The sequence below is a fragment of the Brevundimonas nasdae genome (assembly GCF_019395145.1).
GTDB classification, from domain to species: Bacteria; Pseudomonadota; Alphaproteobacteria; order Caulobacterales; family Caulobacteraceae; genus Brevundimonas; species Brevundimonas nasdae.
In genome coordinates, this window is sequence record NZ_CP080034.1 from 2,052,770 (window position 1) to 2,077,630 (window position 24,861).

Consider the following 24,861-nt stretch of genomic DNA (forward strand, 5'->3'; position numbering starts at 1 on the left):
GAACGGCATGACCAAGCTGTCTATCCGCGCTGTCGAACACGCCGACATCCAGAAGACGATCGCACCCTGGGCCTGGCTGCCTGACGAAGCCCCCCTGGAGATGCCGCGCCAGTCGCTGACGGACACGACCGCCTCGGCGGGATCGGTCACGCCGGTCACCTCGCCGCGCAACATCGCCATGCGTCGACTGATGCTGCTGGCCGGAACCCTGTTCATGGCCGGTCTGTCGGCTATCGCCCCCTTCTATCTGTACGCCCGTGAAGGCTGGGACGGCACCGAGATGCTGGCCTTCGGCATCTTCATGGTTCTGATCACCGCCATCTCCTGCTGGTTCGTCAGCGGCCTGATGGGTCTGGTCGTCATGCTGCGCGGCAAGGACCAGGCCGACCTGATGTTCGCCGCCCACCCGCAGACGCCGCGCACCCGCACCGCCCTGCTGATGCCGCTGTACAACGAAGACGCCCGCGCCTCGTTTGCGCGCCTGGCCCAGATCGACGCCTCGCTGGCGCGTCTCGGCGCCTCGGCCGCCTTCGACATCTTCGTGCTGAGCGACTCGACCAAGGAAGAGGCGATCACCTCTGAACTGTCGGTGTTCCAGTCCTTCCGCATGAACGCGGGGTCCAAGGCCTTCTATCGCCGCCGCACCGACAATGCCGAACGCAAGGTCGGCAACCTGTCGGAGTGGATCCGTCGCTTCGGCGCCGCCTATGAGAACATGATCGTTCTGGACGCCGACAGCACAATGGCGGGCGAGACCCTGCTGCGCATGGTTGACGCCATGGAGCGCAACCCCGGCGTCGGCATGATCCAGACCGCCCCGGTCATCATCAAGGCCCGCACCATCTTCGCCCGCGTGTCACAGTACAGCGTGCGCCTGTACGGCCGCGTCGCCGCCGCGGGCCTGGCCTACTGGACCGGTTCGGAATCCAGCTACTGGGGCCACAACGCCATCATCCGCACGCGCGCCTTCGCGGCCTGCTGCGGCCTGCCGTCGCTCAAGGGCAAGAAGCCCTTCGGCGGCCATATCCTGAGCCATGACGTGGTCGAGGCCGCCCTGATCCGCCGCGCGGGCTGGGCCGTGCACGTCACCGCCGCCCTGGACGGATCGTGGGAGGAGACCCCGCCCTCGATCACCGATTTCATCCGTCGCGATCACCGCTGGTTCCAGGGCAACCTGCAGCACCTGGGCCTGATCGGCGCCAAGGGCCTGTCGCCCATGAGCCGCCTGCAGCTGGTGATGGGCTGCATGGCCTATCTGTCGTCGCCCCTGTGGCTGGCGTCGCTGATGGTCGGCCTGTTCATCCAGATGTTCTATCCGGTGGACTGGACCAGCTTCTTCTACATCCTGAACCCGCAGTTCACGCCCTTCATGCTGGCGTCCTTCCTGTCGGGCGTGCTGCTGATCGGGCCCAAGTTCATGGGCGCCGCCCTGGTGCTGAGCCGCCCGGCCGAACGCCGCGCCTTCGGCGGACGCCGCGCCATCGCCAAGGGCATGGCCGCCGAGATCGCCCTGTCGGCCATCCTTGCCCCCATACTGATGGTCGCCAACACCAAGGCCTTCATCCAGATCCTGTCCGGCCACGACGCCGGCTGGACCGCCCAGCAGCGTGAGGCCGACGGCCTGGCCTGGTCCGACGCCTTCCGCGCCATGCGCTGGCAGATGGCCGCCGGCGTGGCCTTCATCATTCCCCTGTGCGTCCGCCCCGACCTGGCGACTTGGTTCGCCCCCATCGTCCTGCCGCTGCTGCTGGCCGCGCCGATCTCAGTGTGGACCTCGCGCGTGCGCTCGGGCGACAGGCTAGCGGCCAAGGGCTTCCTGGTGACCCCGGCTCAGGACGGCGTCAGCGTCAATCCGGCCGTGCTGCACACGCCCCGCTCGCCCCTGCGCGCCGTCGCGGGCGGCGTCCTGGCCCCCGTCGTCGCCCCGGCCATGGTCCCGGCCCGCGCGCCTGAACTGTAAAAAGGTCGCCAAACCGGTGAAAAACGATGCGTCGCGGCCACAGAGCGGACACAACCGTTAAACCGCCGCTCGACGGCGCGCGCGGGAACACGCACCTTGTCAGGGCTCGCGATTAGAAGGAGCCGATTCCATGACTAAGAAGACCGGATCAGACGCCAAGCCCGACCTTCGCCTGGTCGGAACCGAAGCCGCCATCTACGACCTGATGCGCGCGCCTGAGACGACGGGCGAACGCGTCAAACGCCTGCAGCTTGAAGCCCATGCCCTGGCCTTGGAAGAGATCGAGCAGCTGGAGCGCCTGCTGCTCCAGGCCGCCGAAAAGGCCAAGGAAATCGCTGGCGGCGGCGACGCCTATCCGGTCGGCGCCCGTGAGATCGCCTCGCGCATCGCCGCCGACCTGCCGACGCGGGCCGAGACCATCAAGACCATCGTCAACCGCATCGGCTGACGATCTGCGCCCTCAGGCCAGCACGTCGTCATAGTCCGGGTGGCGCTTGTGCCAGGCCACGGCGTAGCTGCAGCGCGGGAACAGCATCAGCCCCTTCTCGCGGGCGTATTCCGCCATCGACTGCATGAACTTGGCCGCCGCGCCTGAACCGCGCAGCCCCTTCTCCGCCTCGACGTGCAGGATCATGCGGGCGCCGCCGCGAACGGCGTAGTCCGCCCAAACCTTGCCCGCGCCCGCATCCCCGTCGAAATCCTGCTCGAAGCGGTTTTCGATCGCATCGTCCTTGAACTGACCCATGATGAACTCCTTCGAGCCATCAACAGACGGGGCGGAGGGACGTTCCATCGGGCGGGTGCGTCAGATAGGCTTGTTCTGCAGCAGGTTGATCAGTCCCAGCGCGCTTTTCACCGTGAACCAGACGCTGATCAGGAACCAGATCAGCAGGGACAGGATCAGGAAGGGAATGCCGACCAGCACGACTGAGGCGATGGCGCTGACGATGATCGCGACCCATGCGGCGATGGTCCACCAGAAGACGGACCAGAACAGGGCGATCTGCGCCTCGATATGCTGGCGCGCCACGCCCACCGCCGTATTGCGCGTGACATAGGAAACGACCAGCCCGACCAGAACCAGCACATTCGCGCTGGGGATCGACAACAGGAACAGAGCCCAGGCGATCAGGGCGCCGACCTTGCCCTCTGGCTCCTGGCCCGATGTGAAGTTGGGCTGGGTCGTCATGATCGCTCCGTCAGAACAGCAGGGTGCGCGGATTGGCGACGGGCTTGCCGTCCTTCAGCTTCCAGACGCCGGAGGCCGCGCGCGCCAGCACCCACAGCGCCAGCAGGAACAGGACGAAAACCCCGACATTGACGACCACCAGCAGGGCGCCGACCACCGCCGTCACCGCCGCGATCCACAGGGTGCGCTGCTGATAGATGAAATGGCTCCGCGCCAGGGCGTCGTCCGACGCCCGCCGGACCGTCACCGCCAGCAGAGCCAGAACCGCAGAGGCGCCGAAGGTCGGCACCGCCAGAAGGATCAGCACATAGATGGCGTACAGGCCCATGGGCGCAGCCGGGGCGGACGCCTTGCGCTCCGCCTGTTCTTCACGCGCCAGCGCCTCACGCATCGCCGCGACCGGAGCGGCCGACGGAACCGGACGGTCCGGCTGAAACTGGGTCTGAGGTTCGGTCTGGGCGCGCACCCGACGCTTGCGGTCCGCCGAGAACCGCGTTTCAAGCGGCGCGCCGAAGGTTTCCGTCCGGTCGAACGGCCCCGGCTCCAGCGGCTCAACCGGTTCCGCGAAGGCCGGGGTCAGGGGCGCAGGCTCAGGGGGATCAAACAGGTCCGGCTCCCGCTCATCGACCGGGTCGTCGGTCGGCGTGAACACGGGGGTGATGATGGCGTCAGACTGCGCCTCACGCGGTCGGCCCGCCAAGGCGCGCGGCGATGCAAAGCCGACCAGATCATCCAGATCCTGATCGTGGTTTACGCCCGCTGGGCCTTTCGGATCGCCGGGTTCGGCCATGGGTATCGAACGCTTTCTCACGCCGCTCGCGGCTGGGATTCGCAAGCGACAATGGCCGGGTCGCGGGCCAGGCGCAACCGATCAGACGTTAGCGAGACAGCACGATCTCGCAGCCCGGCGCGATCACGGCCTGCAAAGCGCCCGGCTTTTCGATCCGCACGGTCGCCTTCTGGACCCGCCGATCGTCCAGACAGGCCCGCGCCAGACGTTCGGCGAAGGTTTCGACCAGGCCGATATGACCCTCGGCGGCGATGGCGCGCGCGGCGTTGGCCACGGTTTCATAGTTGATGGTGTCGCCCAGCCGTTCGATGGGTTTCGGCTCCAGCTCCAGCGACACGTCGATGACCAGGCGCTGAAGACGCCCCTGCTCGTGGTCATAGACGCCGATCCCGGCCTCGACCTCCAACCCGCGCACAAAGACGCTCAGACGTTCGTAACGCAGCGGCTCATCCGCCGGAAACGGCGACACCGACGACGACTGGACCACGCGGCTACTCCTGGATGTCGGGGGTGCGCCAGGCCAGATGCTGGCCCCCGTCGACGGCGATCATCTGGCCCGTCACCATGCGGGCGTCAATGAGCCACAGCACGGCGTCGGCGACCGCCTCGGGACTGCCGGGGGTTTCCAGCAGGGTGCCGCGCGCTTCGGCGGCGAATTCTTCGGGCGTCTGGTGGATCGACGGCAGGGTCGGCCCCGGCCCCACCCCATTGACGCGGATGCCCGGCGCCAGCGCCTGGGCCAGGGTCTGGGTCGCCCACCAAAGGCCGTTGCGAGACAGGCTGTAGGAGAAGAAGCGCGGGTCCGGCTTCAGCACCTTCTGGTCCAGCAGATTGATGATGACGCCTTGGCTCGTCTGGACGGTGAAGGCTTCCGCCAGAACCAGGGGCGCCCGCAGATTGGTTTCGATATGGGTGTCCCAGCTTTCGCGGGTCAGGCCGCCGATCCGGTCGTCCTGAAACACCGAGGCGTTGTTGACCAAGACCGTCACCGGCCCCAGCGCCGCATTGGCGGCGGGGATCAGGCCGCGCACGCGGGCCTCATCCTTCAGGTCGGCCTGCAGCAGACAGGCGCGACGTCCCATGCCCGCGATCTCATCGGCCAGGGATTGTGCCTCGTCGCCCGAGGCATGGTGGTGGATCGCCACGTCGAAGCCGGCCTTGGCCAGCGTCAGGCAGATCGTTCTTCCGATCCTGCGCGCCCCGCCCGTGACCAGCGCGACGCCCCGCACCGACGGTTCAGTCAACCCGACCGAACTCGAAATAGTTGATGGCCGCGAAGACGGCGATGAAGGCGAAGATGATGCCGAGAGCCAGCATGGGATGCTCCTGTTCGTTCCACCCCGATTAAAGCGGAGCGGCGCGCTGTTCAAGCCGCGATAACCCCGTCATGCTCGCCTCATGACCACCTGGCGCCGGCACGTCGAACCCTTCACCCGCCCGCTGTTCTTCGCCTGGTCCCGGCTGACGCGGGGCAAGACGCTGGGCGTGCGGGGCGTGGCGGTGGATGGCGACGGGCGCGTGCTGCTGGTCAAACACACCTATCTGGCGGGCTGGTGGCTGCCGGGCGGCGGGGTTGATAGAGGCGAAACGACCCAGGCCGCCGTGGTGCGCGAACTGCGTGAGGAAGGCGGTCTGATCGCACGCGGCGAGCCAACACTGCTATCCGTCCATTCCAACGAGCGGTTCTTTCCCGGCGATCATGTCGTCGTCTTCCGCATCGACGCTTTCGACATGGGCGAGCGAACCAGTCATGGCGAGATCGCCGAGATCGGCTGGTTCCATCCCGACGCCCTGCCCGACGACACTCACCGGGCCACGCGGGCGCGGATCGAGGAGATCTTCAAGGGACGACCCGCCGACGCCCTGTGGTGACCGGCTTCTCAATCGCGTCTGTGAGCGGGCGCGCCTATATAGGGCGCGATGATTTCGAGCGATCCCCCGATTCCTGACACGACGACCGCTGAAGCGGCGCAACCGCAAGCCGCGCCTCTGGCCGCCGCCGCCCTGATCGCAGACGAGGCCCGGCGCGCGCCGGACAAGCCGGGCGTCTATCGCATGTATGGCGAGGACGGCTCGTGCCTGTACGTCGGCAAGGCCAAGTCGCTGAAGAAGCGCATCATCCAGTATGCGCAAGGCCGCTTCCACACCCAGCGCATCGGCCTGATGGTGTCGCAGACCCGGTCGATGGAGCTGGTGGTCACGGCGTCCGAGACCGAGGCCCTGCTGCTGGAATCCAACTTCATCAAGAAGCTGAAGCCGCGTTTCAACGTCCTGCTGCGCGACGACAAGTCCTTCGCCGAACTGATGATCCGCAGCGACCATCGCGCCCCGCAGATCAGGAAACATCGCGGCGCCCATACGACGCCGGGTCAGTATTTCGGCCCCTTCGCCTCGACCTGGGCGGTGAACCGGACGCTGAACACATTGCAGAAGGCCTTCCTGCTGCGATCATGCTCGGACAGCGTCTATGAGACCCGCACGCGGCCCTGCATGCTGCACCAGATCAAGCGCTGCTCGGCGCCCTGCACCGGCCTGATCTCGCTGGAGGACTACGGCGAACTGGTCACCGAGGCCGAGGCCTTCCTGCGCGGCAAGTCGCGCGCCGTCATCAGCCGCCTGTCCGGCGAAATGCAGGCGGCGTCGGACGAGATGGACTTTGAACAGGCGGCCCGCGTGCGCGACCGCATTCGCGCGCTGTCGGCCATTTCGATGGAGAACTCGGTCAGCGCCGACAGCGTGGCGGAAGGCGACGTCTTCGCCCTGCACACCGACGGCGGACAGGCCTGCGTGCAGGTCTTCTTCTATCGCGCGGGCCAGAACTGGGGCGGGCGGGCCTATTTCCCGCGCGTGGACAAGACCGACACCGACCCGGAGATTCTGGCCGCCTTCCTGGGCCAGTTCTACGAGGACAAGCCGATCCCGCGCCTGATCCTGTCCAACGTCCGCCCGCATGAGTTGGAGCTGCTGGAGGAGGCCTTCTCGATGAAGGCGGAGCGCAAGATCGAGATCGTGCGGCCCCAGCGCGGCGAGAAACTGGCGCTGGTCGACCACGCCCTGACCAATGCGCGCGAGGCTTTGGGGCGTCGTCTGGCCGAAAGCTCGGCCCAGGGCAAAATCCTGGACGAGGTGTGCGAGGCCTTCGGTCTGGACGCCCGGCCCGAGCGGATCGAAATCTACGACAACGCCCATATCCAGGGGACAAATGCTGTGGGCGGCATGGTGGTGGCGGGACCGGACGGCTTCCAGAAATCCCAGTACCGCAAGTTCAACATTCGCGGCGAAGACCTGACGCCCGGCGACGACTACGGCATGATGCGCGAGGTGATGCGCCGCCGCTTCGCCCGACTGGTCAAGGACGAGGAGGAAGGCGAGGACGCCGTGCGCCCTGACCTGCTGCTGATCGACGGCGGCGCGGGGCAGTTGGCCGAGGTTCTGGCTGTGATGGCCGAGATGGGCGTCGACGACATCGCCGTGGTCGGCGTGGCCAAGGGGCCGGATCGCGATGCGGGGATGGAGAAGTTCTTCATGCCCGGCAAGGCGCCCTTCATGCTGCCGCTGAAGTCGCCCGCCCTCTATTATCTGCAGCGGCTGCGTGACGAGGCCCACCGTTTCGCCAACGGCGCCCACGCCAAGCGCCGCTCGATGGACATCAAGAAGAACCCGCTGGACGAGATCGAAGGCGTCGGCCCCGGCCGCAAGAAGGCCCTGCTGCACGCCTTCGGATCGGCCAAGGGCGTGGGCCGCGCCTCTGTGTCCGATCTGATCAAGGTGGACGGCATCAGCCAGCCCCTGGCCGAACGCATCCACGCCTTCTTCCGCAAGAGCTGACCGCCCTCACCACTCCAGCAGGGTCAGCCCCGGAACATCGCGGAAATCATCGCCTTTCCGCGTCACCAGAACCGCCCCCGCCACCAGGGCCTGGGCCGCGATCATGCGATCAAGCACCTTGCAGCGCGAGAAGCCGCAGGCCGCGATGATTTGGCGATAGGCCAGGGCCTCCGCCGAACCAAATGGAAGCACCGGCACGACGTCCAGCAACGCGTCCAGTCGGCGCGCCCGATCCTGAGCATCGCGATCTGGGCGGACAAGGCCAGCCTCCAGTTCGATCCGACTGACGACCGACAGCAAGAGCGGAGGCGCCAGGGCGTCCACGCGTGCGTCGATCTCATCGTCGCCGTCCCGCAGGTGAATGGCGACAGTGGTGTCGAGCAGATAGGCCACGTTTAAAGGCCGGACCGATCGGGGATTTCGACCTCTTCGCGCACGCCGATGCTGGACGGCTTGGGCAGGCTGCGCAGCTTGGCCAGCATCTCCTTCACGGATTTTCTCTTGGGTGAGATCGTCACCACATCGCCCTTGCGCTCGATCTCGACCTCGACGCCCGGACCGAACGAAATCTCCTTGGGCAGGCGTACGGCGTCGCTATTGCCGCTGCGGAAGGTTCGGCTGGTCACAGTCATGAGGCGCTCCTTTCGTATATACGCGTATACACGATTTCTTGCCGTCGCCCAAGGCGCTAGAGAATGCCGCATGAGCGCATCCGAAGACGAACTGACCGCCGGCTATCACCGCTTCCGCGCCGAACATTGGCCTGCCGCCCACGCGGAGTATGAGGCGCTGGTCAAGGGCCAGAAGCCGCACACCCTGATCGTGGCCTGTTCCGACAGCCGCGCCGACCCGGCCCTGATCTTCGACGCCAAGCCGGGCGAGTTGTTCGTGGTCCGCAACGTGGCCAATCTTGTGCCGCCTTATGAGCCTGACGGCCTGCTGCACGGCGTGTCTGCGGCGCTGGAGTTCGGAGTCAAGGTTCTGAACGTGCGCCGCATCGTGGTCATGGGCCACGCCCACTGCGGCGGGGTCAACGCCATGCTGAACGGCGCGCCCGACAACTGCGCGGACTTCGTCGCCCCCTGGGTGGCGCAGGGCACGCCGGTCGTGCGCCATGTCGCCGAAACCGTCGATGCGCACGAAGTGGAGCGCGCGGCGGAAGAGGCCATCGTGCGCCTGTCGATCCGCAATCTGCGCACCTTCCCCTGGATCGCCGAACGCGAGGCGGCAGGCGACCTGACGCTCAGCGGCCTGCATTTCGGCATCGCCGACGGCGTGCTGCGCGCCCTGACGGACAAGCCCAGGTTCGAACCCCTGACCTGAACATTGGCCTGAACATTGGCCTGATCGCCGAACCATGCGACACCCGGCGGGTTGCAACGGACATGACGATGAGCACCGGCCACCATATTAATCCGATCCCGAACATCCTGACGGGCATCCGACTGTTCGCCGGGGTGGTGATGTTCGCCATGCTGGCGGGGGCGGCGCCCGGCGCGCTGGACGCCTGGCTGTCGCCCGACACCCAATTGCAGTTTGGGGTGTGGGCCTTCTGGATCTTCGTCATCGCCGCCTCGACCGACTGGGTCGACGGCTTCCTGGCGCGACGCTGGAACTCGACCACGCGCTGGGGCGCAATTCTGGACCCCATCGCCGACAAGGTTCTGATCACCGGCGCCATTCTGGGCGTGCTGGCCTCTGGCTCCCTGCCCGGCATCGCCCTGCCCTGCGGCCTGATCCTGTTCCGCGAGTTTGCAGTTTCGGCCCTGCGCGAAACCATGGCGGGCCGCATCGAACTGCCCGTGACCCTGGCGGCCAAGTGGAAGACCACGGTTCAGATGGTGGCGCTGGCCGCCCTGCAGCTGACCCTGTTGTGGAGCGGTTTCGGCCTGCAGAACGAGGATGGCTCACCCTTGTCGTGGCAACCGGCGTTTGAAACCTTTGCGGTCTTCCTGATCTGGTTCGCCGCCGTGATCACCCTGTGGACCGGCTGGCAGTATTTCCGCGAAGCCCGCCGTCAGATGCAGGATCTTTAGGGCCTTAGCGTCAGACCCGCCGGGGTGGCTTCGAACGCCGACAGCCGCCCCAGGTAGCTCATGCCCAGCAGCGAATAGGACAGGCCGTCTTCGAACACGAGGGCCTGAACCTTGTCGATCCGCGCGCCCGACACGGACACCGAAGACAGTTCAACCGGCGCCGCCCGCACCATGCCCGACGCCGTCTGAACCTTGCCGGTGAAATCTGAAGGGGCCGGATTAACGCCCAGCCGCCGGGCGTCGTCGCGCGTCAGGGCGACCAGACTGGCGCCGGTGTCCACCAGCACGCGCACCGCATGGCCGTCGATGCGGGCCTGTGCCCAGTAGTGACCGTCAGCGGCGCGCATGACCTGTGCGGGACGGCCTGTGGCAGGCTCCAGGACCGTGGCCTGAGCCTGGACGACCGGGATCGGAGCGGAAGCCGCCAGCGCCTCTCCGCCGCCTTCGAGGTGACGAATGACCAGGGCCGTGCTGAACGCGGCGAGCAAGGCCCCGCTGAGAACGGCTGCAGACTGGAAATCGACACGGATCATCAAAGGCGCTGTGGCTGCATCGCAAGACGCGACATCGCCGTTCTAGGCGCCCGAGGTTGGGATGCCGTGAAGCGACTTGGCTGATGAAACCTTAAAGCTTGGACGGATCGACCTGCGAGCGCCGCGACGGCAGGTCCGCCATGACCGCCGCCCGTTCATCATCCGTCAGCGCGCGCCATCCGGCGATCTCTTTCAACGTCCGAAAACAGCCCAGACACAGGCCGCTTTCGCCATCGACGGCGCACACCATCACGCAGGGCGTGGCGATCGCCTTGGGCGGCGCAGGGCGGACGGCGGGCTCGGTCATCGTGACACTGTCACAAAATTTACTCCGAATGCTGAGCGATAAATTTGCATTTTTTGCGAAACTGACTATCTTGGGTTCTGACGCGAAACGACTGAGGGTGGAATCCCCATTGGTACGACGTGTCTCTTTTCATCGTTCTGCGAAAGGAGACGCCAAGATGAACGATAAGGAGCGTAACCTCCAACACGCCATGATGTCCTTCGCCCTGTGGGGCGGGATGCTGGTGAACACGCGGCAGATGCCGTCCAACTCCAATCGGGTGGTCAGCCATCCGTCCAACTTCGTACCCTATACGATCAAGAAACGCTGACGGCCTGAAGGGCTGACAGCCAGGAAGCCCCGGTCTTATCCGGGGCTTTTGCAATTCCGGGCTTGCGTGACGCGACGGCGCTGGCCGATGACGGCTCCCAGACACGGAGACGACGCATGGGCCTGATCGCTGAAGACAGACAGGGCGACATCCTGATCTGGACCCTGAACCGCGAGGCGCGCCTGAACGCCCTGCCCGACATGACGGATGGCGATGAGTTCGCCAACGCCTGCGCCCGCGCCAACGCCGACCCATCCGTAAAATGCGTGGTCCTGACCGGGGCCGGTCGGGCCTTTTCCGCAGGCGGCGACCTGACGGCCATGCGCGACAAGCGCGACCTGTTCGAAGGATCGGGCGCCGAGATTCGCGTCCGCTATCGCCGCATCGTCCACCGCATCGTGCGGTCGCTGTATGATCTGGAAATGCCGCTGGTGTCGGCGGTGAACGGCCCCGCCATGGGCCTGGGCTGCGGCATCGCCACCACCGCCGACATCCGCATCGCCTCGGACCGCGCCAGCTTCGGCGTGCCGTTCCTGAAACTGGGCATTATTCCCGGCGACGGCGGGGCGTGGCGCCTGCCGCGCGATGTGGGATACGCCCGCGCGGCGGAAATGCTGTTCACCGGCCGCAGCATCGACGCCGAGACGGCCGAGCGCTGGGGGCTGGTCAACCGCGTCGTGCCGCATGAGCGGTTGATGCAGGAGACCCTGACCACCGCCGCCCAGATCGCCGCCCAGCCGTCCCAGGCCCTGCGCATGGCCAAGACCCTGATGCGGCAGGGGCGCGACCAGACGTTCGAGCAGATCCTGGAGCTTTCGGCCGCCATGCAGGCCATCGCTCACATGACCGAAGACCATCAGGAAGGCGTCGCCGCCGTGCTGGAGAAACGCCCCGGCGACTTCTCAGGCCGGTGAAGCGTCGCGGAAGCTGAAGCTGAGCGCGAACATGCCAAGGCAGATCGCACTGCTGAGCGCCAGCGCCACGCCCGGCGATACATTCAGGGCCACGGCATAGACGGCGGGGGCCGCTGCCTGAACATAGCGGGCGGGCGTCAGGATCAGCGCCTGCCGCATCCCGTACCGCTCAGCTCCGAACACCTTCAGAGGCAGAGCGCCGGAGGCCACGGACAGGAACCCGTTAGCCAAGCCCTGCCCCACCGCCACCAGGGGCGCACCGACTGCACCGAGCAGGACCGCCAGCAGGGCTCCTGTCGGGTGGAACAGTGTGGCCAGCCGCGCCGTCAGGATCGGATGCGAGCGGTGCAGCACGGTGATGTCCAGCAGGCGCACCGCCATGGCGCTGGCCGCCATCAGACCCGCCGCCCAGGCCGCGCGCTCCACCGTCATGCCCAGATCGACCAGCAGGCGCGGCAGGTGCGCCGCCATGGCCGAGGCCACCGCCCAAGCCCCGGCGAAGAAGATCGCCATGCGGATCATGGTCGGGCTCCAGCGTATCGTCGACACATCAACCGCCGCCTTCATCTGCCCCTTGTGCTGGGGCAGGATCGTCAGGGCGATCGGCAGGCAGACGAACAGATGCAGGGCCGCCCAGAAGCCGAACACGGCGCGCCAGCCCGCCAGGTCCAGCACCTCGCGGCTGATCGGCCAGCCCAGCGCCCCGCCCAAGGCGCCCAGCAGGGACACCGCCGCGATCGCGCGCCGCGCGCCCTGCCCCTGCATCTCGACCAGAACGGCGAATGCCGTGCCGTAAAGACCCGCCGCCATGCCGACGCCCAACAGCACCACGCCAAGGCACAGGACCAGCGGATGCGGCGCGACGGCCATCATCAGAAGGGCGACGACGAAGGCCAGGTTTGACGCCGCCAGCACCCGCGCCCCGCCGACACGCTCAATCGCCTGGCCCGCATAGGGCGTCAGGACGGCGGAGACCAGAAAGGCGCCGGAAAGCGCCAGAAACACCGGCCCTGTGCCGATCCCCAGCGCCGCCGCCGCAGGATCGGCCATGACGCCCAGAAGATAATAGCTGGAGGCGAAGGCCACCGCCTGGCCCAGGCCAAGCACGAGAACAATCATACGAACAGAAGACATCGCCCGGAGATGCCGCAGGCCGCGCCGCGCGGAAATCGAGTTTCAGGGCCGCGCCCTGTGCGAAAAACTCACAGGCTGATGATCCCCGGCCTCACACGGCAAAAGAAAAGGCGGCCGGGGTCGCGCCCGGCCGCCTCTTCTGTCTTCAGGTCTTCGGACCCTGCTTATTGCGAACGCATCGCCTGGGCCGGGCCGACGCCGGTCGTCGCCTGGCGCTTGGCGCCCGCCGTCTCGCCGGGCTTCATGAACTTGACCAGAACCCGCTGGCCGATCAGCAGCGGCGCATCGCCAGCCGAGGCCACGACCTCGACCACGCGCTCGTCGGTGCGTTGCGACGGATCGTCGGAAGCCAGTTTGCGGGCGCCGAACACCGCCGCACGGCGCAGCACCGTGCCGATGTAGATCTTGCTGGAATCGCCCTCGGGGCTGATCTCGACCGCTTGACCGTCGGTCAGGTTCGGCAGGTCGCTTTCGACCACTTCGGCGCGGACGATGCGCGGGGCGTCGGGCTCCAGGTCGAACATGGTCGAGACGTTCAGGGTCGAGGCGCCGGCGCCGGGGTTGGCGTAGCGGCGAACGATCCGGCCGGCGCTGGGCGCGCGGATGACCGTCAGTTCCTGATTATAGCGGGCCTGATCCAGTTGGGCGCGGGCGGTCTGGACCGCAGCGACCTGCGAACCCATGCGGGCCTGGGCCGTGGCCACGGCGTCCGCCGCCTGATCGACACGCTGGGCGGCGACGAAGTTGGTGGCGGCCAGACGCTGCAGACGCTCCTGCTCGCGCTGGGCGGTGCGGATGTCGACGCGGATCTGGTTCAACTGGCTTTCGGCCTGGGCCACGGCGGCGGCGGCGCTCTGCACGGCCAGACGCGGTTCATCGTCTTCCTGGCGGGCCAGGATCTGGCCTGCGGTGACGCGCTCGCCTTCCTGGACCAGCACCTCACGGACGATGCCGCCGCGACGGGCTGCGATCTGGATAATGCCGCCCTCGACATCGACCTTGCCGTTGGCGATGGCCGCATAGGGGCTCTCGACCTTGGTGGCGGCGGCCTTGGCCTGTTCTTCCTTCTTGGTCTTGGCGGCGGACTGGAACAGCATGAAGCCGACCCCCAGCACGATCACCAGCAGCAGGCCGAACCATGTGCGTTTTTTCTTCAGGAAGCCGGGCATTGGGCGTTTCGTCCTAAGGGGTTCAGTCGTGTTGTTCAGTGCGACGCCAGGATGGCGTTCGGATCGGGAATGCGGCGTTGGTCATCAAGGATCTTGCCGTCCTCGATGTGGATGACCCGGTCAGCCCAGGCCTCCAGGCGCGGGTCGTGGGTCACGCAGATAACGGCGGCGCCGTGTTCGGTGGCGGCGCGGCGCAGCAGCTTGATCACCACCTGACCGTTCTCGCCGTCCAGGGCCGAGGTCGGTTCATCGGCGAACAGGATCTTGGGATCCTTGGCCAGGGCGCGGGCGATGGCGACGCGCTGCTTCTCACCACCCGACAGGGCCGCGGGGCGCAGGTGCAGGCGGTGGCCCAAACCCACTTCCTCCAGGGCGATCGTGGCCCGCTTCTTCGCCTGACCGGACGTCAGCCCCTGGAACTTCAGCACCGTCTCGACCTGCTGCAGCGCGGTCAGGGCCGGAAACAGGTTGAATCCCTGGAAGATGAAGCCGCAGTTATCCAGCCGGAACTTGTCGATCCGCCCGGTGGACAGGCGCCACAGGTCATCGACGTCCAGAATGTCGACGCGCCCCTCTTCGGGCTTCAGCAGACCGGACAGGGCGGCGATCAGGGTCGATTTGCCCGACCCCGACGGTCCCATGACCATGGTCAGGTCGCCGTGCCGCGCATCGAAATCGACGCCTTTCAGCACCTCGACCCAGGACTTGCCGGACTTGAAGCGCTTGACCACGCCGTTGGCTTCGATGGCGAAGTCGCCGTGCTTGCCGTGGACTTTCGTGTGAATATTCATCGCAGCAGGTCCGCCGGTTGGCTGTTCTTGAGAATGCCCAGCGACAGCAGGCCAGACGCCATGGCGATGGCGATCAACCCCGCCCCAACCACGACCAGCAGCCATAACGGCAGGGAGATGATGACCGCCCCCATCGTGGCCAGCAGCGAAACCAGCCAGGTCAGGAAGATGGCGGCGGCGACGCCGACCACGCCGACCCAGAAGCTGAGCTCGACCACGATGCGGCGCAGACTGCCCATGCCGACGCCCAGGGCGCGAAGAGAGGCGAACTCCTTGATGTTGGCCATGATCGCGCCGCGCAGGGTCTGCCAGGTGATGGCGACGCCGATGATGACGCCCAGCACCACGCAGCCGCCGATGATGATGACCAGAATGCCTTCTTCGAACATGGCGCCCGCGTTGGCGTCAGCCAGTTGCTGCTTGGTCCAGGCCTTCCACTGGCCCTTGCCCATTTCATTCAGCTGATCGACGACGACCTGGGCGCGGGCGGGATCGCGCAGCTTGATCATCAGAGGGCCGACGCGCGGGCCGGTGTCGGCCTGACCCAGCATCCGCAGGGTGTCGCGCGACATGACCACGCCCGGCTGCATCATGTTGGGATAGCCGCGCGTCACGCCCACGACGGTCACCGTCTGACCGTTGTACAAGGCCTTGTCGCCCAGCTTGACCCCCAGCGTATTCAGGGCCGTCTCGTCCACCGCGACGGTGTAGGGCTGACGCAGGGCATCGACCAGTTCCTGTGAATAGTCGGTCGGAATCGTCACCGAACCGGGACGGGTGTCGATGATGCTGGTTTGAACCCATTTCTGACGCGGCGCGCCCTGGCTGGCGTTGTCCGCCTGGCTCTTGGTGGGATCGACGTTCTTGATGTTCTGGAAAGAACCGCCTGCCCCGTCCAGCGGCATCACCTCGGTCACCTCGGGATGGTTGTAGGCCAACGGAATGAACCGGCGCGGCACGCCCGACGGTCCGTTCATGATGCTTTTGGCGCCCGGCTGCAGGATGAAGATGTCTGCGCCCGAGCGCTCGATGGTCGCGGTGAAGCCCTTGCCGATGCCGATGAAGACACCGGTCATGGCCAGGACCAGCAGGCCCGACAGGGCCAGCGCCATGACCGCCGCCATATAGCGGCGCCACTCGAAAAGCAGCGTTGAAAGCGCAAGCGACATGTTCGTCGATAAACCCCTGGTACGTCCGTCTATCTGACGGCGCGCCACCCTGTGGCCAAGTTAAATCGGGGTAAGGGTTTGGGGCTCCGCGCCGTTGCTTCGCGTAAAACGTGCGATTAAGGCGGCACAGGTCGCTTTGCGTCGCCCCCTTTATGGCGCTAGTTACAGAATAACACATGGGACAAAAACGTCCCGCCCCCCGGGAGACTATCCATCATGTCCTTGCCTTCACTTCGCCTCACCGCCTCGCTGGCCGCGCTGGGCGCCGCGACCGCGGTCCTGTCGGCCCCCGCCTCGCCCGCCAAGGCGGACGAGGGCATGTGGACGTTCGACAACTTCCCCATCGCGACGGTGAACCAGAAGTACGGCACCAACATCGACCAGGCCTGGCTGGACCGCGTGCGCAACGCCGCCGTTCGCCTGCAGGGCTGCTCGGCCTCGCTGGTGTCGGGCGAAGGCCTGATCCTGACCAACCACCACTGCGTCGTGTCGTGCGTGCAGGACCTGTCCACGGCCCAGAACGACTACGTCAAGAACGGCTGGATGCCCGCCACCCGTGAAGACGAAAAGAAATGCCCCGGCCAGACGGCTGAAATCCTGACCGACATCGTTGATGTGACCGCCCGCGTCACCGGCGCCGGCGCCGGTCTTGAAGGCGCCGCCTTCGTCCAGGCCCGCGCCGCCGAGATCGACAAGATCCAGAAGGAGACCTGCGGCGACGACCAGAAGCTGACCTGCCAAGTCATCAGCTTCTACCGCGGCGGCCAGTACAAGCTGTACAAGTTCCGCAAATATGACGACGTGCGTCTGGTCTTCGCGCCCGAGTTCCAGGCGGCCTTCTTCGGCGGCGACCCGGACAACTTCAACTTCCCGCGCTACGCCCTGGATGCCGGTTTCCTGCGCATCTACGAGGACGGCAAGCCCGTCGCCACGCCGAACCACCTGATCTGGAACGCCAACGCGCCCAAGGAAGGCGACGTGACCTTCGTCGCGGGCAACCCCGGCTCGACCTCGCGCCTGCTGACCATGGCGCAGCTGGACGTGCTGCGCGACCAGCAGATGCCGTTGACGCTGATCCAGTCGTCGGAACTGCGCGGCCGCCTGATCGAATACGCCACCACCGGCGAAGAGCCCAAGCGCGTCACCGTCGATCCGCTGTTCGGCCTGGAGAACAGCTTCAAGGTCTTCTACGGCCAGCAGGGCGCCCTGACCGACCCGGCCTTCATGGCCACCAAGCGTCGCGAAGAACAGGAGCTGCGCCAGCGCGTCGCCGCCGACCCGACCCTGGCCGCCAGCATCGGCGATCCGTGGGCCGATCTGGAGCGCATCTCCGCCACCCAGCGCGATCTGTTCCTGCCCTACCGCCAGCTAGAATCGGCCGCGGGTCAGCGTTCGTCGCTTTACGGCTATGCCCGTTCCATCGTGCGCGCCTCCAAGGAACGCGCCAAGCCGGTGGCGGAGCGCCGCGCCGGTTATTCGGACGCCGACATCGCGTCGCTGGGTCGCCGCCTGGCGACCGAGACCCCGATCTCGACCGATCTGGAGAAGATCTTCATCGACTTCTGGCTGTCCAAGACCCGCGAATACCTGACGGTCGACAACACCGAGGTTAAGGCCCTGCTGGGCACGGAAAGCCCTGAACAGGTCGCCGCCCGTCTGGTCGACGGCACGCGCCTGGCCGACCCGGCCTTCCGCGCCCAGGCCCTGGCCATGACGCCGGAGCAACTGGCCGCATCGGGCGACCCGCTGATCAAGTTCGTGCTGGACAACGACAACGCCGCACAGGCCATCCGCACCCAGTGGGAGGCCGCTGTCTCGGGCCCGACCAGCCGTGCGGGCGAGAAGATCGCCCAGGCCCGCTTCGCTGTTTACGGCACCAACCTGTATCCCGACGCGACCTTCTCGCTTCGCCTGTCCTATGGTCAGGTCAAGGGCTGGACCTATCGCGGCGTGACCGTGACGCCCTTCACCGAGATCGGCGGCCTGTATCAGCGCAACACCGGCGCCGAGCCGTTCAACGCCGCAACCGACTGGCTGGCGGCCGAGAACAAGGTCAACAAGTCGACCGTCTATGACTTCGTCTCGACCAACGACATCATCGGCGGCAACTCGGGCTCGCCCGTGATCAACGCGAAGGGTGAAGTCATCGGCGCGGCCTTCGACGGCAACATCCACTCGCTGGGCGGCAGCTTCGGCTATGACGGTGAGCTGAACCGCACGGTTTCGGTCTCGACCGCCGCCATCACCGAGGCCCTGCGCAACGTCTACAACCAGCCGCGCCTGCTGCGCGAACTGGGCGTTCGTCGGTAAAGACTGACCGCCTCTCCCTCCCCCCTGCGGGGGAGGGGGACCGCGTAGCGGTGGAGGGGGCGACGCAACCGTCAGCCGTGGAGGCGCCCCCTCCGTCTCGTCGGCTTCGCCGCCGATCCACCTCCCCATCGCTGCGCGACAGGGAGGAAAGTACGCCCCCGTCTGACGCATCGCCCTGCTAGGCTCCTCTCGTCCTTCCAGCCGATTTCAGACTATTCAGACGAATTGGACTCTGTTTTTCCTAGCCAGGGTCTGAACTAGGAGTTCTCCATGCGTCATCTGCTCGCCGCCTCCGTCGCGGTTCTGGCCTTCGCCGCCGCCACCTCCGTTCGCGCTGAGGAGGGCATGTGGACCTATGACAACTTCCCCATCGCCCGCGCCAACCAGACGCTGGGCACGAACATCGACCAAGCCTGGCTGGACAAGGTGCGTCTGTCGTCGGTGAAGTTTGGCGGCTGTTCGGCGGGCATCGTCTCGGGCCAGGGTCTGGTGATGACCAACAACCACTGCGTGGCCACCTGCGTCGCCAACCTGTCCACGCCCCAGCTTCAGTACGGCGAGACCGGCTTTACGCCCAAGAGCCGCGAGGAAGAGCTGAAATGCCCCGGCGCCACCGCCGAGGTCCTGACCGACATCACCGACGTCACCGCCCGGATGCACAAGGCCGGCGAAGGCCTTGACGGACAGGCCTTCAGCCAGGCGCGAGAGGCCGAGGCCGGACGCATCGAAACCGAAGCCTGCGGTAATGATCCCAAGATCCGCTGTCAGGTCGTCAGCCTGTACCGGGGCGGCCAGTTCAAGCTCTACAAATTCCGCAAATACTCCGACGTCCGTCTGGCCTGGGCGCCGGAAGACCGCGCGGCGACCTTCGGCGGTGATCTGGACAACTTCTCCTTCCCGCGCTTCGCCATCGATGCGGCCTTCATCCGCCTGTATGAAGACGACAAGCCGGTCGAGACGCCTGTCCACTTCGCCTGGAACCCCAACAGGCCGACCGAGGGCGAGCCCGTCTTCGTCACCGGCAACCCCGGCGCCACCCAGCGCCTGCTGACCCAGGCCCAGCTGATGACCATCCGCGACGTGGTCCTGCCGATGGACCAGCTGATCGCGTCGGAACTGCGCGGCCGCCTGATCCGCTATTCCGAAGAAGGCGCCGATCAGGCCTTCATCGCCATGGACCCCATTGTCGGCGTTGAGAACACCTACAAACGCGGCCTGGGCCGGATGCGCGCCCTGACCGATCCCGCCTTCATGGATCAACTGGCCGGTCAGGAGACCGCCTTCCACCGTCAGGTCGCCGAGAGCGAAGCCCTGTCGGCCCAGGTCGGCGATCCATGGGCCACGCTGGCGGCGATCCAGCCCGTCGCCCGCGAGATGTACGCCCCGATGGCGCTGCTGGAAGGCGGCACCGGCATGGGCACGACCTCGGTGGCGGGCGGGTCGCAGTTGTTCCAGTGGGCGCGGGTCATCGTGCGCGGCGCCCAGGAGCGCGCCAAGCCCTCGGACCAGCGTCTGAGCGAATATGCCGACAGCCGCCTGCCCGCGGCTCAATCCGGCCTGTTCGCCGAACGCCCGACCTATCCGGAGCTGGAGCAGATCCGTCTGGAATGGTGGCTGTCCAAGACCCGCGAATGGCTGACCGTCGACAGCCCCCACGTCCGCGTCCTGCTGGGCCGCGAAAGCCCCGAGCAGTTGTCGGCTCGCGTCGTCTCCGGCACAAAACTGGCGGACCCCGCCGTGCGCCGCGCCCTGTGGGAAGGCGGGCTGGCCGCCGTTCAGGCGTCCGACGATCCGCTGATCAAATACGTGCTGTCGATCGATGAAGACGCCCGCGCCGTCCGCACCGAATGGCGCAACAAGGTCGACGCCCCGACCGCCCGCGCGTCCGAACAACTGGCCGCCGCCCGCTTCGCCGTCTATGGCGACGCCGTCTATCCGGACGCCACCGGCACCCTGCGCCTGACCTATGGCCGCGTCGAAGGCACAGATGTTCCGGGCCAACGCATTCCCGCCTTCACCACCTTCGCCGGACTGTGGGACCGCGCCACGGGCGCCGAGCCGTTCAACGTGGCGCCCAAGCTGTTGGCCGCCAAGGACCGGATCGACCCCAATGCGGTGATGAACATGGCGGTGTCGTCCGACACCATCGGCGGCTCGTCCGGTTCGCCCGCCGTCAACGCCAAGGGCGAGATCATCGGCGCCAACTTCGACTCCACCGTCCTGACCCAGCGCAACGCCTATGGCTATGACCGCAACGTCAATCGCAGCGTCATCGTCACCACCCAGGCCGTGACCACCGCTCTGCGCGACGTGTACGGCATGGACCATCTGGTTCAGGAACTGGGCGCGGCGACGAACCAGACCCCGGCCCGGAGAGCCCGTCGTTGAGCCCAGTCGTCTTTCGGGCGGCGACCGTCGATGATGTCGCCGCCCTTCACCCCCTGATCGAACGCGCCTATCGCGGCGACAGCGCCAAGGCGGGCTGGACGCACGAGGCGGATTTCCTCTCGGGCGAACGCACCAGCGTCGAGGAACTGTCCGCGGTCATCGCCGATCCCGAACGGGTCATTCTGATGGCCTATCGCGACGGGACCCTGATCGGCTGCGTGCAGGTCGCCCGATCCGCTGACGACCTCGGCTATCTGGGCATGTTGACCGTTGATCCGGCGTTGCAGGCCGGCGGCGTCGGTCGTCAGCTTCTGGCCGCCGCCGAGGCCGAGGCGATCCGCCGTTTCAACGCCCGGCGAATGGAGATGACCGTCATCCAGCGCCGCGCCGAACTGATCGCCTGGTACGAGCGACGCGGCTATGTCCGCACCGGCGAACAACGCCCCTTCCCGCTTGATCCGCCACGGCCCGAACTGGCGTTCGTGGTGCTGGAGAAGGCGCTGGGCTGATCCATCTCACAGGGAGCGAGAGCGCCACAAAATGGCCCCTTGCAAAACGGACACGGATGTCCACTTAAGCGCGTCACCATGTCGCGCCCTATCCGAAAAGACGCCGCCAACAACCGAGCCGCCCTGCTGAAGGCGGCGCGCGAACTGCTGTCCGAACAGGGGCTGGATGTCCCGCTGGACCTGATTGCAGAGCGGGCGGGCGTCGGGCGCGGCACCCTTTACCGCCATTTCGCAGACCGCACCGAACTGGCCTTGGCCGTGCTGATCGACGGGATCGACGACCTGGACGCCCGCACCCGCGCCCGAGGCGAGGCGCCCGAGGTCTTCTTCTGGTTTGTCGAGGAGCTGGCCGATCTGGTCATGCGCAATGCAGGTTGGTCCGATGTTTTGCGGAACGTCCGTTCGCCAGACGCGCTTACGCCATTGCGGCAACGCTTGACCGAGGCGGGCGCCGGGCCCCTGGCGCGCGCACAGGCGGCGGGATTGGTGCGGAAGGATCTGGGGCCGATGGACTTGCGTCTGATCGCCACTCTGCTGGGTTCAGGCTTTCAGGGCGCCGACGAGGCTGAACGCCGCGCGGTCTCGGCCCGCACCCGCCTGATTGTGCTGAACGGGTTGAAGGCGCGCTGATGGCCCCCAACAACTGGCATCTGCCCTGGGAACAGTATGTCGAGACGCTGAAGCCGCACGAGCGGCCGATGATGCCCGGCTCGCCCGCCACCCCGGACCACAGCTGGCCCACGCGGATCATGTACGCCGTCACCGGTCTGATGGTCGCCACGGTCGGCAGCCTGGGCAATGGCGCGATCACAGCCAATGTTCAGAATCTGCAAGGCTCGCTGGGCATCACCGTGACCGAGGCCGCCTGGCTGCCGGTCGTCTTCGTCATGACCAACGCCTGCATGAACCTGATCCTGGTCAAGTTCCGCATGCAGTACGGCCTGCGTCTGTTCACCCAGATCTTCCTGGGTGCCTTCGTGCTGGTGTGCGCGGCCCACCTGTTCGTCGACAACTATCAGTCCACCCTGCTGGTGCGCGCCATTGCGGGCATGGCGGGGGCTGGTCTCAGCAGCCTGGGCTTCCTCTATCTGATCCAGGCCTTCCCTGCCGCGCACCGGCTGAAAGGGCTGATCATCGGCATCGGCCTGACCAGTTTCGCCGTGCCCATCGCCCGACTGATCATGCCCGGCCTGCTGCAACTGGGCGACTGGCGCGCCTTCTATCTGTACGAACTGGGCATGTGCCTGATCGCCTGGGGCGCGGTGCAGGTGGTCAAGCTGCCGCCGTCCGAGAAGATGCGCGTTTTCGACCGGCTGGACTTCGTCACCTTCGCCCTGTTCGCGCCGGGGGTGGCCCTGCTGTGCGCCGTGCTGGGCCTGGGCCGCATCGTCTGGTGGACGGAGGCGCCGTGGCTGGGCTGGGCCATGATCGGGGCCATCGTCCTGCTGACCGCCGCCTTCGTGGTCGAGTACAACCGCGCCAATCCCCTGATCAACATCCGCTGGCTGACCGGCGCGGACATGCTGCGGCTGTTCGGGGCGATTCTGCTGATCCGCATGGTGCTGTCGGAACAGACCTCCGGCGCCGTGGGCTTTTTGACAGTAGTCGGCCTGGGGCCCGATCAGCTGATGGGCCTGTTTGGCGTCATCCTGGCGGCCATGGTCGCGGGCACCGCCGTCAGCGCCTTCACCCTGAACATGGAGAAGCTGAACAAGCCCATCGCCATCGCTCTGGGCCTGATCGCCATCGGCGCCTTCATGGACAGCCACTCGACCCTGCTGACCCGCCCGGCCCAGCTCTATGTCAGCCAGGCCCTGATCGCCTTCGCCTCGGCCATGTTCATCGGCCCCGCCCTGATGCAGGGCGTGGTCAAGGTGCTGACCCAGGGCAAGCAGAACCTGATCAGCTTCATCGTCATGTTCAGCGTGCTGCAGAACGTGGGCGGTCTGGCGGGCAGCGCCCTGACCGGATCGCTGCAGATCATCCGCGAGAAGTTCCACTCCAACCAGTTGGCCGCCGACATCACCAGCATGGACCCGCAGGTGGTCCTGCGCCTGCGCCAGCTATCGGGCGCCTATTCGTCCACCATCACCGACCCCGCCCTGTTGAATGCAGAAGGCGCCGCCCTGCTCGGCCGCCAGGTGACGCAGCAGGCCAATGTCCTGGCCTATAACGACGTCTTCCTGATCATCTCCATGCTGGCCGCGATCGGCTGCGTCTGGGTCACCATCACCCATCTGCGCCCCCGCTGGAAAGCCAAGCGAGACGCCCAACGCGCCGCCCAACAGGCGCCCGATTCCTCCGCCGTCGCCTCCGCCGTCGATTGAGACTGACCCATGACCGACACCGCCCCCGCCGCCCCCGCCGCAGCACCCGCGCCTCAAGCCCCTCCGGCCGCCCCGCCGCCTGAGCCGAAGAAGCGCGTGCTTTGGACCGTGGTCGCCGCCTGCGTCGCCGCCCTGGGCGTGCTGGTCGTGCTGTTCGCCTGGCAGCTTCCGCCCTTCACCGGCCATGTCCAGCGCACCGACAACGCCTATGTCCGCGGCCAGGTCACCCTGATCAGCCCCCAGGTCAGCGGCTATGTGGTCGATGTGCCGGTCAAGGATTTCCAGACCGTCCAGGCTGGTCAGTTGCTGGCCCAGGTCGACGACCGCACCTACAGCCAGCGGGTCGAACAGGCGACCGCCACCCTGCACGCTGCAGAGGCCGCGCTGGCCAACTCGGCCCAGTCACAGGCCTCGGCCCGCGGCTCGGTCGCCCAATACGCCGCTACCATCGCAGGCGCAGAGGCCAATCTGGCCAAGGCCCAGGCCGACGCCAACCGCGCCCGCACCCTGAAGGCCGGCGGCTGGGTGTCCCAGGCCAATGTCGATGTCGCCGAGACCGCCCTGCGCAGCGCCCAGGCCCAGGTCGCCCAGGCCCGCGCCCAACGCGGCATCGCCGAAACCAGCGTGGAGTCCGCCGTGGTCAGCCGCGACAGTCTGGCCGCCCAGGTCGAGAACGCCCGCGCCGCCGTGCGCCTGGCTCAGATCGACCTGGCCAACACCCGCATCGTCGCCCCCCGCGCGGGCCGTCTGGGCGAGGTGGGCGTGCGTCAGGGCCAGTATGTCACCGCTGGCACCCAGCTCATGGGTCTGGTCCCTGACACCATCTGGGTCACGGCCAATATGAAAGAGACGCAGATGCGGAACATCCGCGTCGGCCAGCCGGTCGAGCTGAAGGTGGACGCCCTGGGCGGTCAGGCCCTGCGGGGTCGTGTCGAACGCATCGCCCCCGCCGCCGGCAGCGAGTTCAGCGTCATCCGCCCCGACAACGCCACCGGCAACTTCACCAAGGTCGCCCAGCGCATCCCCGTCCGCATCCGCATCGAACCCGGCCAGGAAGCCGCCCAACGTCTGGCGCCCGGCATGTCGGTCGTGGCGAGGATCGATACGGGGGCGTGATCCGCCCCTCACCCGTCCGTTGCAACGCGCAAAAAGAAAAGGGCGGCTCGTCTAAGAGCCGCCCTTTGTTTGTCTCCAGAA

At 66.8% G+C, this 24,861-nt stretch carries 27 protein-coding genes; 14 read left to right on the forward strand and 13 right to left on the reverse strand.

Annotation, left to right across the window (positions count from 1 at the left end; all coding sequences use genetic code 11):
- Positions 1-7 precede the first annotated feature (7 nt).
- On the forward strand, positions 8-1,960 hold the full coding sequence (mdoH, locus tag KWG56_RS10060) for a glucans biosynthesis glucosyltransferase MdoH (protein ID WP_219354656.1): 1,953 nt from the start codon (positions 8-10) through the stop codon (positions 1,958-1,960).
- Between the two features lie 130 nt (positions 1,961-2,090).
- Positions 2,091-2,408 carry a hypothetical protein gene (locus tag KWG56_RS10065; RefSeq protein WP_201096861.1) on the forward strand — a complete coding sequence of 106 codons (318 nt, stop codon included), beginning with the start codon at positions 2,091-2,093 and terminating at the stop codon, positions 2,406-2,408.
- A gap of 12 nt (positions 2,409-2,420) precedes the next feature.
- Here KWG56_RS10065 and KWG56_RS10070 read toward each other — a convergent pair whose 3' ends face one another.
- From KWG56_RS10070 to KWG56_RS10090, 5 genes are all read right to left on the reverse strand, one after another.
- On the reverse strand, positions 2,421-2,705 hold the full coding sequence (locus tag KWG56_RS10070) for a GNAT family N-acetyltransferase (RefSeq protein WP_219354657.1): 285 nt from the start codon (positions 2,703-2,705) through the stop codon (positions 2,421-2,423).
- Positions 2,706-2,765: 60 nt separating this feature from the next.
- On the reverse strand, positions 2,766-3,149 hold the full coding sequence (locus KWG56_RS10075) for a hypothetical protein (protein ID WP_219354658.1): 384 nt from the start codon (positions 3,147-3,149) through the stop codon (positions 2,766-2,768).
- Positions 3,150-3,159: 10 nt separating this feature from the next.
- The gene (locus KWG56_RS10080) at positions 3,160-3,939 is read right to left on the reverse strand and encodes a hypothetical protein (protein ID WP_219354659.1); all 780 of its coding nucleotides are present in this window, start codon (positions 3,937-3,939) and stop codon (positions 3,160-3,162) included.
- Between the two features lie 88 nt (positions 3,940-4,027).
- Positions 4,028-4,426: a dihydroneopterin aldolase gene (gene folB, locus KWG56_RS10085; RefSeq protein WP_201096856.1), complete on the reverse strand. Its 399-nt coding sequence runs from the start codon at positions 4,424-4,426 to the stop codon at positions 4,028-4,030.
- A gap of 4 nt (positions 4,427-4,430) precedes the next feature.
- A complete protein-coding gene (locus tag KWG56_RS10090) occupies positions 4,431-5,183 on the reverse strand; it encodes an SDR family oxidoreductase (RefSeq protein ID WP_219354660.1) in 753 nt (250 codons plus the stop codon).
- 154 nt (positions 5,184-5,337) lie between these two features.
- On the opposite strand from KWG56_RS10090, the gene KWG56_RS10095 reads away from it, so the two are divergent.
- Complete coding sequence (locus KWG56_RS10095; protein ID WP_219354661.1) at positions 5,338-5,811, forward strand: NUDIX domain-containing protein; 474 nt, start codon at positions 5,338-5,340, stop codon at positions 5,809-5,811.
- Positions 5,812-5,859: 48 nt separating this feature from the next.
- Positions 5,860-7,767 carry an excinuclease ABC subunit UvrC gene (uvrC, locus tag KWG56_RS10100; protein WP_244999462.1) on the forward strand — a complete coding sequence of 636 codons (1,908 nt, stop codon included), beginning with the start codon at positions 5,860-5,862 and terminating at the stop codon, positions 7,765-7,767.
- A 6-nt stretch (positions 7,768-7,773) separates the two neighbouring features.
- On the opposite strand, the gene KWG56_RS10105 is transcribed toward uvrC, so the two are convergent.
- Both KWG56_RS10105 and KWG56_RS10110 read right to left on the reverse strand, forming a co-directional pair.
- The gene (locus KWG56_RS10105) at positions 7,774-8,160 is read right to left on the reverse strand and encodes a PIN domain-containing protein (protein WP_219354662.1); all 387 of its coding nucleotides are present in this window, start codon (positions 8,158-8,160) and stop codon (positions 7,774-7,776) included.
- A gap of 2 nt (positions 8,161-8,162) precedes the next feature.
- The gene (locus KWG56_RS10110; RefSeq protein WP_201096847.1) at positions 8,163-8,399 is read right to left on the reverse strand and encodes an antitoxin; all 237 of its coding nucleotides are present in this window, start codon (positions 8,397-8,399) and stop codon (positions 8,163-8,165) included.
- 70 nt (positions 8,400-8,469) lie between these two features.
- On the opposite strand from KWG56_RS10110, the gene KWG56_RS10115 reads away from it, so the two are divergent.
- Together KWG56_RS10115 and pgsA are read left to right on the forward strand one after the other, a co-directional pair.
- Entirely contained in the window at positions 8,470-9,090 is a 621-nt protein-coding gene (locus KWG56_RS10115) for a carbonic anhydrase (protein WP_219354663.1), read from the forward strand.
- Between the two features lie 68 nt (positions 9,091-9,158).
- Positions 9,159-9,803 carry a CDP-diacylglycerol--glycerol-3-phosphate 3-phosphatidyltransferase gene (pgsA, locus tag KWG56_RS10120; protein WP_201096844.1) on the forward strand — a complete coding sequence of 215 codons (645 nt, stop codon included), beginning with the start codon at positions 9,159-9,161 and terminating at the stop codon, positions 9,801-9,803.
- Here the strand turns inward: pgsA and KWG56_RS10125 are convergent.
- The gene (locus tag KWG56_RS10125) at positions 9,800-10,336 is read right to left on the reverse strand and encodes a retropepsin-like aspartic protease family protein (RefSeq protein ID WP_219354664.1); all 537 of its coding nucleotides are present in this window, start codon (positions 10,334-10,336) and stop codon (positions 9,800-9,802) included. The two genes, pgsA and KWG56_RS10125, sit on opposite strands and share 4 nt — an antisense overlap.
- A 91-nt stretch (positions 10,337-10,427) precedes the next feature.
- Positions 10,428-10,643: a DUF1289 domain-containing protein gene (locus tag KWG56_RS10130; RefSeq protein WP_219354665.1), complete on the reverse strand. Its 216-nt coding sequence runs from the start codon at positions 10,641-10,643 to the stop codon at positions 10,428-10,430.
- Positions 10,644-10,800: 157 nt separating this feature from the next.
- Here KWG56_RS10130 and KWG56_RS10135 point away from each other — a divergent pair, with 157 nt between their 5' ends.
- Together KWG56_RS10135 and KWG56_RS10140 are read left to right on the forward strand one after the other, a co-directional pair.
- Positions 10,801-10,953, forward strand: a complete 153-nt coding sequence (locus tag KWG56_RS10135) for a hypothetical protein (protein ID WP_201096840.1) — start codon at positions 10,801-10,803, stop codon at positions 10,951-10,953.
- A gap of 116 nt (positions 10,954-11,069) precedes the next feature.
- A complete protein-coding gene (locus tag KWG56_RS10140) occupies positions 11,070-11,867 on the forward strand; it encodes a crotonase/enoyl-CoA hydratase family protein (protein WP_219354666.1) in 798 nt (265 codons plus the stop codon).
- Here KWG56_RS10140 and KWG56_RS10145 read toward each other — a convergent pair.
- The 4 genes from KWG56_RS10145 to KWG56_RS10160 all read right to left on the reverse strand — a co-directional run bounded on the left by KWG56_RS10145 (position 11,856) and on the right by KWG56_RS10160 (position 16,130).
- Positions 11,856-12,974, reverse strand: a complete 1,119-nt coding sequence (locus tag KWG56_RS10145) for an MFS transporter (RefSeq protein WP_219354667.1) — start codon at positions 12,972-12,974, stop codon at positions 11,856-11,858. The genes KWG56_RS10140 and KWG56_RS10145 overlap by 12 nt on opposite strands.
- Before the next feature lie 191 nt (positions 12,975-13,165).
- A complete protein-coding gene (locus tag KWG56_RS10150; RefSeq protein WP_201096836.1) occupies positions 13,166-14,170 on the reverse strand; it encodes an HlyD family secretion protein in 1,005 nt (334 codons plus the stop codon).
- Between the two features lie 35 nt (positions 14,171-14,205).
- A complete protein-coding gene (locus tag KWG56_RS10155) occupies positions 14,206-14,961 on the reverse strand; it encodes an ABC transporter ATP-binding protein (protein ID WP_219354668.1) in 756 nt (251 codons plus the stop codon).
- The gene (locus KWG56_RS10160; RefSeq protein WP_219354669.1) at positions 14,958-16,130 is read right to left on the reverse strand and encodes an ABC transporter permease; all 1,173 of its coding nucleotides are present in this window, start codon (positions 16,128-16,130) and stop codon (positions 14,958-14,960) included. Before KWG56_RS10160 ends, KWG56_RS10155 begins: the two co-directional genes overlap by 4 nt.
- A 216-nt stretch (positions 16,131-16,346) precedes the next feature.
- Between KWG56_RS10160 and KWG56_RS10165 the strand changes: the two genes are divergently transcribed.
- The 6 genes from KWG56_RS10165 (at position 16,347) to KWG56_RS10190 (ending at position 24,780) form a co-directional block, all read left to right on the forward strand.
- A complete protein-coding gene (locus tag KWG56_RS10165) occupies positions 16,347-18,440 on the forward strand; it encodes a S46 family peptidase (RefSeq protein WP_219354670.1) in 2,094 nt (697 codons plus the stop codon).
- Between the two features lie 270 nt (positions 18,441-18,710).
- Positions 18,711-20,828, forward strand: coding sequence for a S46 family peptidase (locus KWG56_RS10170; protein ID WP_219354671.1), 2,118 nt, complete (start codon positions 18,711-18,713; stop codon positions 20,826-20,828).
- Positions 20,825-21,337, forward strand: coding sequence for a GNAT family N-acetyltransferase (locus KWG56_RS10175; RefSeq protein ID WP_219354672.1), 513 nt, complete (start codon positions 20,825-20,827; stop codon positions 21,335-21,337). Before KWG56_RS10170 ends, KWG56_RS10175 begins: the two co-directional genes overlap by 4 nt.
- A 78-nt stretch (positions 21,338-21,415) precedes the next feature.
- Positions 21,416-21,967, forward strand: a complete 552-nt coding sequence (locus KWG56_RS10180; protein WP_201096827.1) for a TetR/AcrR family transcriptional regulator — start codon at positions 21,416-21,418, stop codon at positions 21,965-21,967.
- Positions 21,967-23,664 carry an MFS transporter gene (locus KWG56_RS10185; protein ID WP_219354673.1) on the forward strand — a complete coding sequence of 566 codons (1,698 nt, stop codon included), beginning with the start codon at positions 21,967-21,969 and terminating at the stop codon, positions 23,662-23,664. The genes KWG56_RS10180 and KWG56_RS10185 overlap by 1 nt, the downstream gene beginning before the upstream one ends.
- Positions 23,665-23,673: 9 nt before the next feature.
- Positions 23,674-24,780, forward strand: a complete 1,107-nt coding sequence (locus tag KWG56_RS10190; protein ID WP_219354674.1) for an HlyD family secretion protein — start codon at positions 23,674-23,676, stop codon at positions 24,778-24,780.
- The last annotated feature ends 81 nt before the right edge of the window (positions 24,781-24,861 follow it).

What these genes read in the sequence shown, in the direction of transcription:
- mdoH (WP_219354656.1), top strand. Translation starts at nt 8, where the DNA reads ATGACCAAGCTGTCTATCCGCGCTGTCGAACACGCCGACATCCAGAAG.
- KWG56_RS10065 (WP_201096861.1), top strand. Translation starts at nt 2,091, where the DNA reads ATGACTAAGAAGACCGGATCAGACGCCAAGCCCGACCTTCGCCTGGTC.
- KWG56_RS10070 (WP_219354657.1), bottom strand. Translation starts at nt 2,705, where the DNA reads ATGGGTCAGTTCAAGGACGATGCGATCGAAAACCGCTTCGAGCAGGAT.
- KWG56_RS10075 (WP_219354658.1), bottom strand. Translation starts at nt 3,149, where the DNA reads ATGACGACCCAGCCCAACTTCACATCGGGCCAGGAGCCAGAGGGCAAG.
- KWG56_RS10080 (WP_219354659.1), bottom strand. Translation starts at nt 3,939, where the DNA reads ATGGCCGAACCCGGCGATCCGAAAGGCCCAGCGGGCGTAAACCACGAT.
- KWG56_RS10095 (WP_219354661.1), top strand. Translation starts at nt 5,338, where the DNA reads ATGACCACCTGGCGCCGGCACGTCGAACCCTTCACCCGCCCGCTGTTC.
- uvrC (WP_244999462.1), top strand. Translation starts at nt 5,860, where the DNA reads ATGATTTCGAGCGATCCCCCGATTCCTGACACGACGACCGCTGAAGCG.
- KWG56_RS10110 (WP_201096847.1), bottom strand. Translation starts at nt 8,399, where the DNA reads ATGACTGTGACCAGCCGAACCTTCCGCAGCGGCAATAGCGACGCCGTA.
- KWG56_RS10115 (WP_219354663.1), top strand. Translation starts at nt 8,470, where the DNA reads ATGAGCGCATCCGAAGACGAACTGACCGCCGGCTATCACCGCTTCCGC.
- pgsA (WP_201096844.1), top strand. Translation starts at nt 9,159, where the DNA reads ATGAGCACCGGCCACCATATTAATCCGATCCCGAACATCCTGACGGGC.
- KWG56_RS10125 (WP_219354664.1), bottom strand. Translation starts at nt 10,336, where the DNA reads ATGATCCGTGTCGATTTCCAGTCTGCAGCCGTTCTCAGCGGGGCCTTG.
- KWG56_RS10130 (WP_219354665.1), bottom strand. Translation starts at nt 10,643, where the DNA reads ATGACCGAGCCCGCCGTCCGCCCTGCGCCGCCCAAGGCGATCGCCACG.
- KWG56_RS10135 (WP_201096840.1), top strand. Translation starts at nt 10,801, where the DNA reads ATGAACGATAAGGAGCGTAACCTCCAACACGCCATGATGTCCTTCGCC.
- KWG56_RS10140 (WP_219354666.1), top strand. Translation starts at nt 11,070, where the DNA reads ATGGGCCTGATCGCTGAAGACAGACAGGGCGACATCCTGATCTGGACC.
- KWG56_RS10150 (WP_201096836.1), bottom strand. Translation starts at nt 14,170, where the DNA reads ATGCCCGGCTTCCTGAAGAAAAAACGCACATGGTTCGGCCTGCTGCTG.
- KWG56_RS10155 (WP_219354668.1), bottom strand. Translation starts at nt 14,961, where the DNA reads ATGAATATTCACACGAAAGTCCACGGCAAGCACGGCGACTTCGCCATC.
- KWG56_RS10160 (WP_219354669.1), bottom strand. Translation starts at nt 16,130, where the DNA reads ATGTCGCTTGCGCTTTCAACGCTGCTTTTCGAGTGGCGCCGCTATATG.
- KWG56_RS10165 (WP_219354670.1), top strand. Translation starts at nt 16,347, where the DNA reads ATGTCCTTGCCTTCACTTCGCCTCACCGCCTCGCTGGCCGCGCTGGGC.
- KWG56_RS10170 (WP_219354671.1), top strand. Translation starts at nt 18,711, where the DNA reads ATGCGTCATCTGCTCGCCGCCTCCGTCGCGGTTCTGGCCTTCGCCGCC.
- KWG56_RS10180 (WP_201096827.1), top strand. Translation starts at nt 21,416, where the DNA reads ATGTCGCGCCCTATCCGAAAAGACGCCGCCAACAACCGAGCCGCCCTG.
- KWG56_RS10185 (WP_219354673.1), top strand. Translation starts at nt 21,967, where the DNA reads ATGGCCCCCAACAACTGGCATCTGCCCTGGGAACAGTATGTCGAGACG.
- KWG56_RS10190 (WP_219354674.1), top strand. Translation starts at nt 23,674, where the DNA reads ATGACCGACACCGCCCCCGCCGCCCCCGCCGCAGCACCCGCGCCTCAA.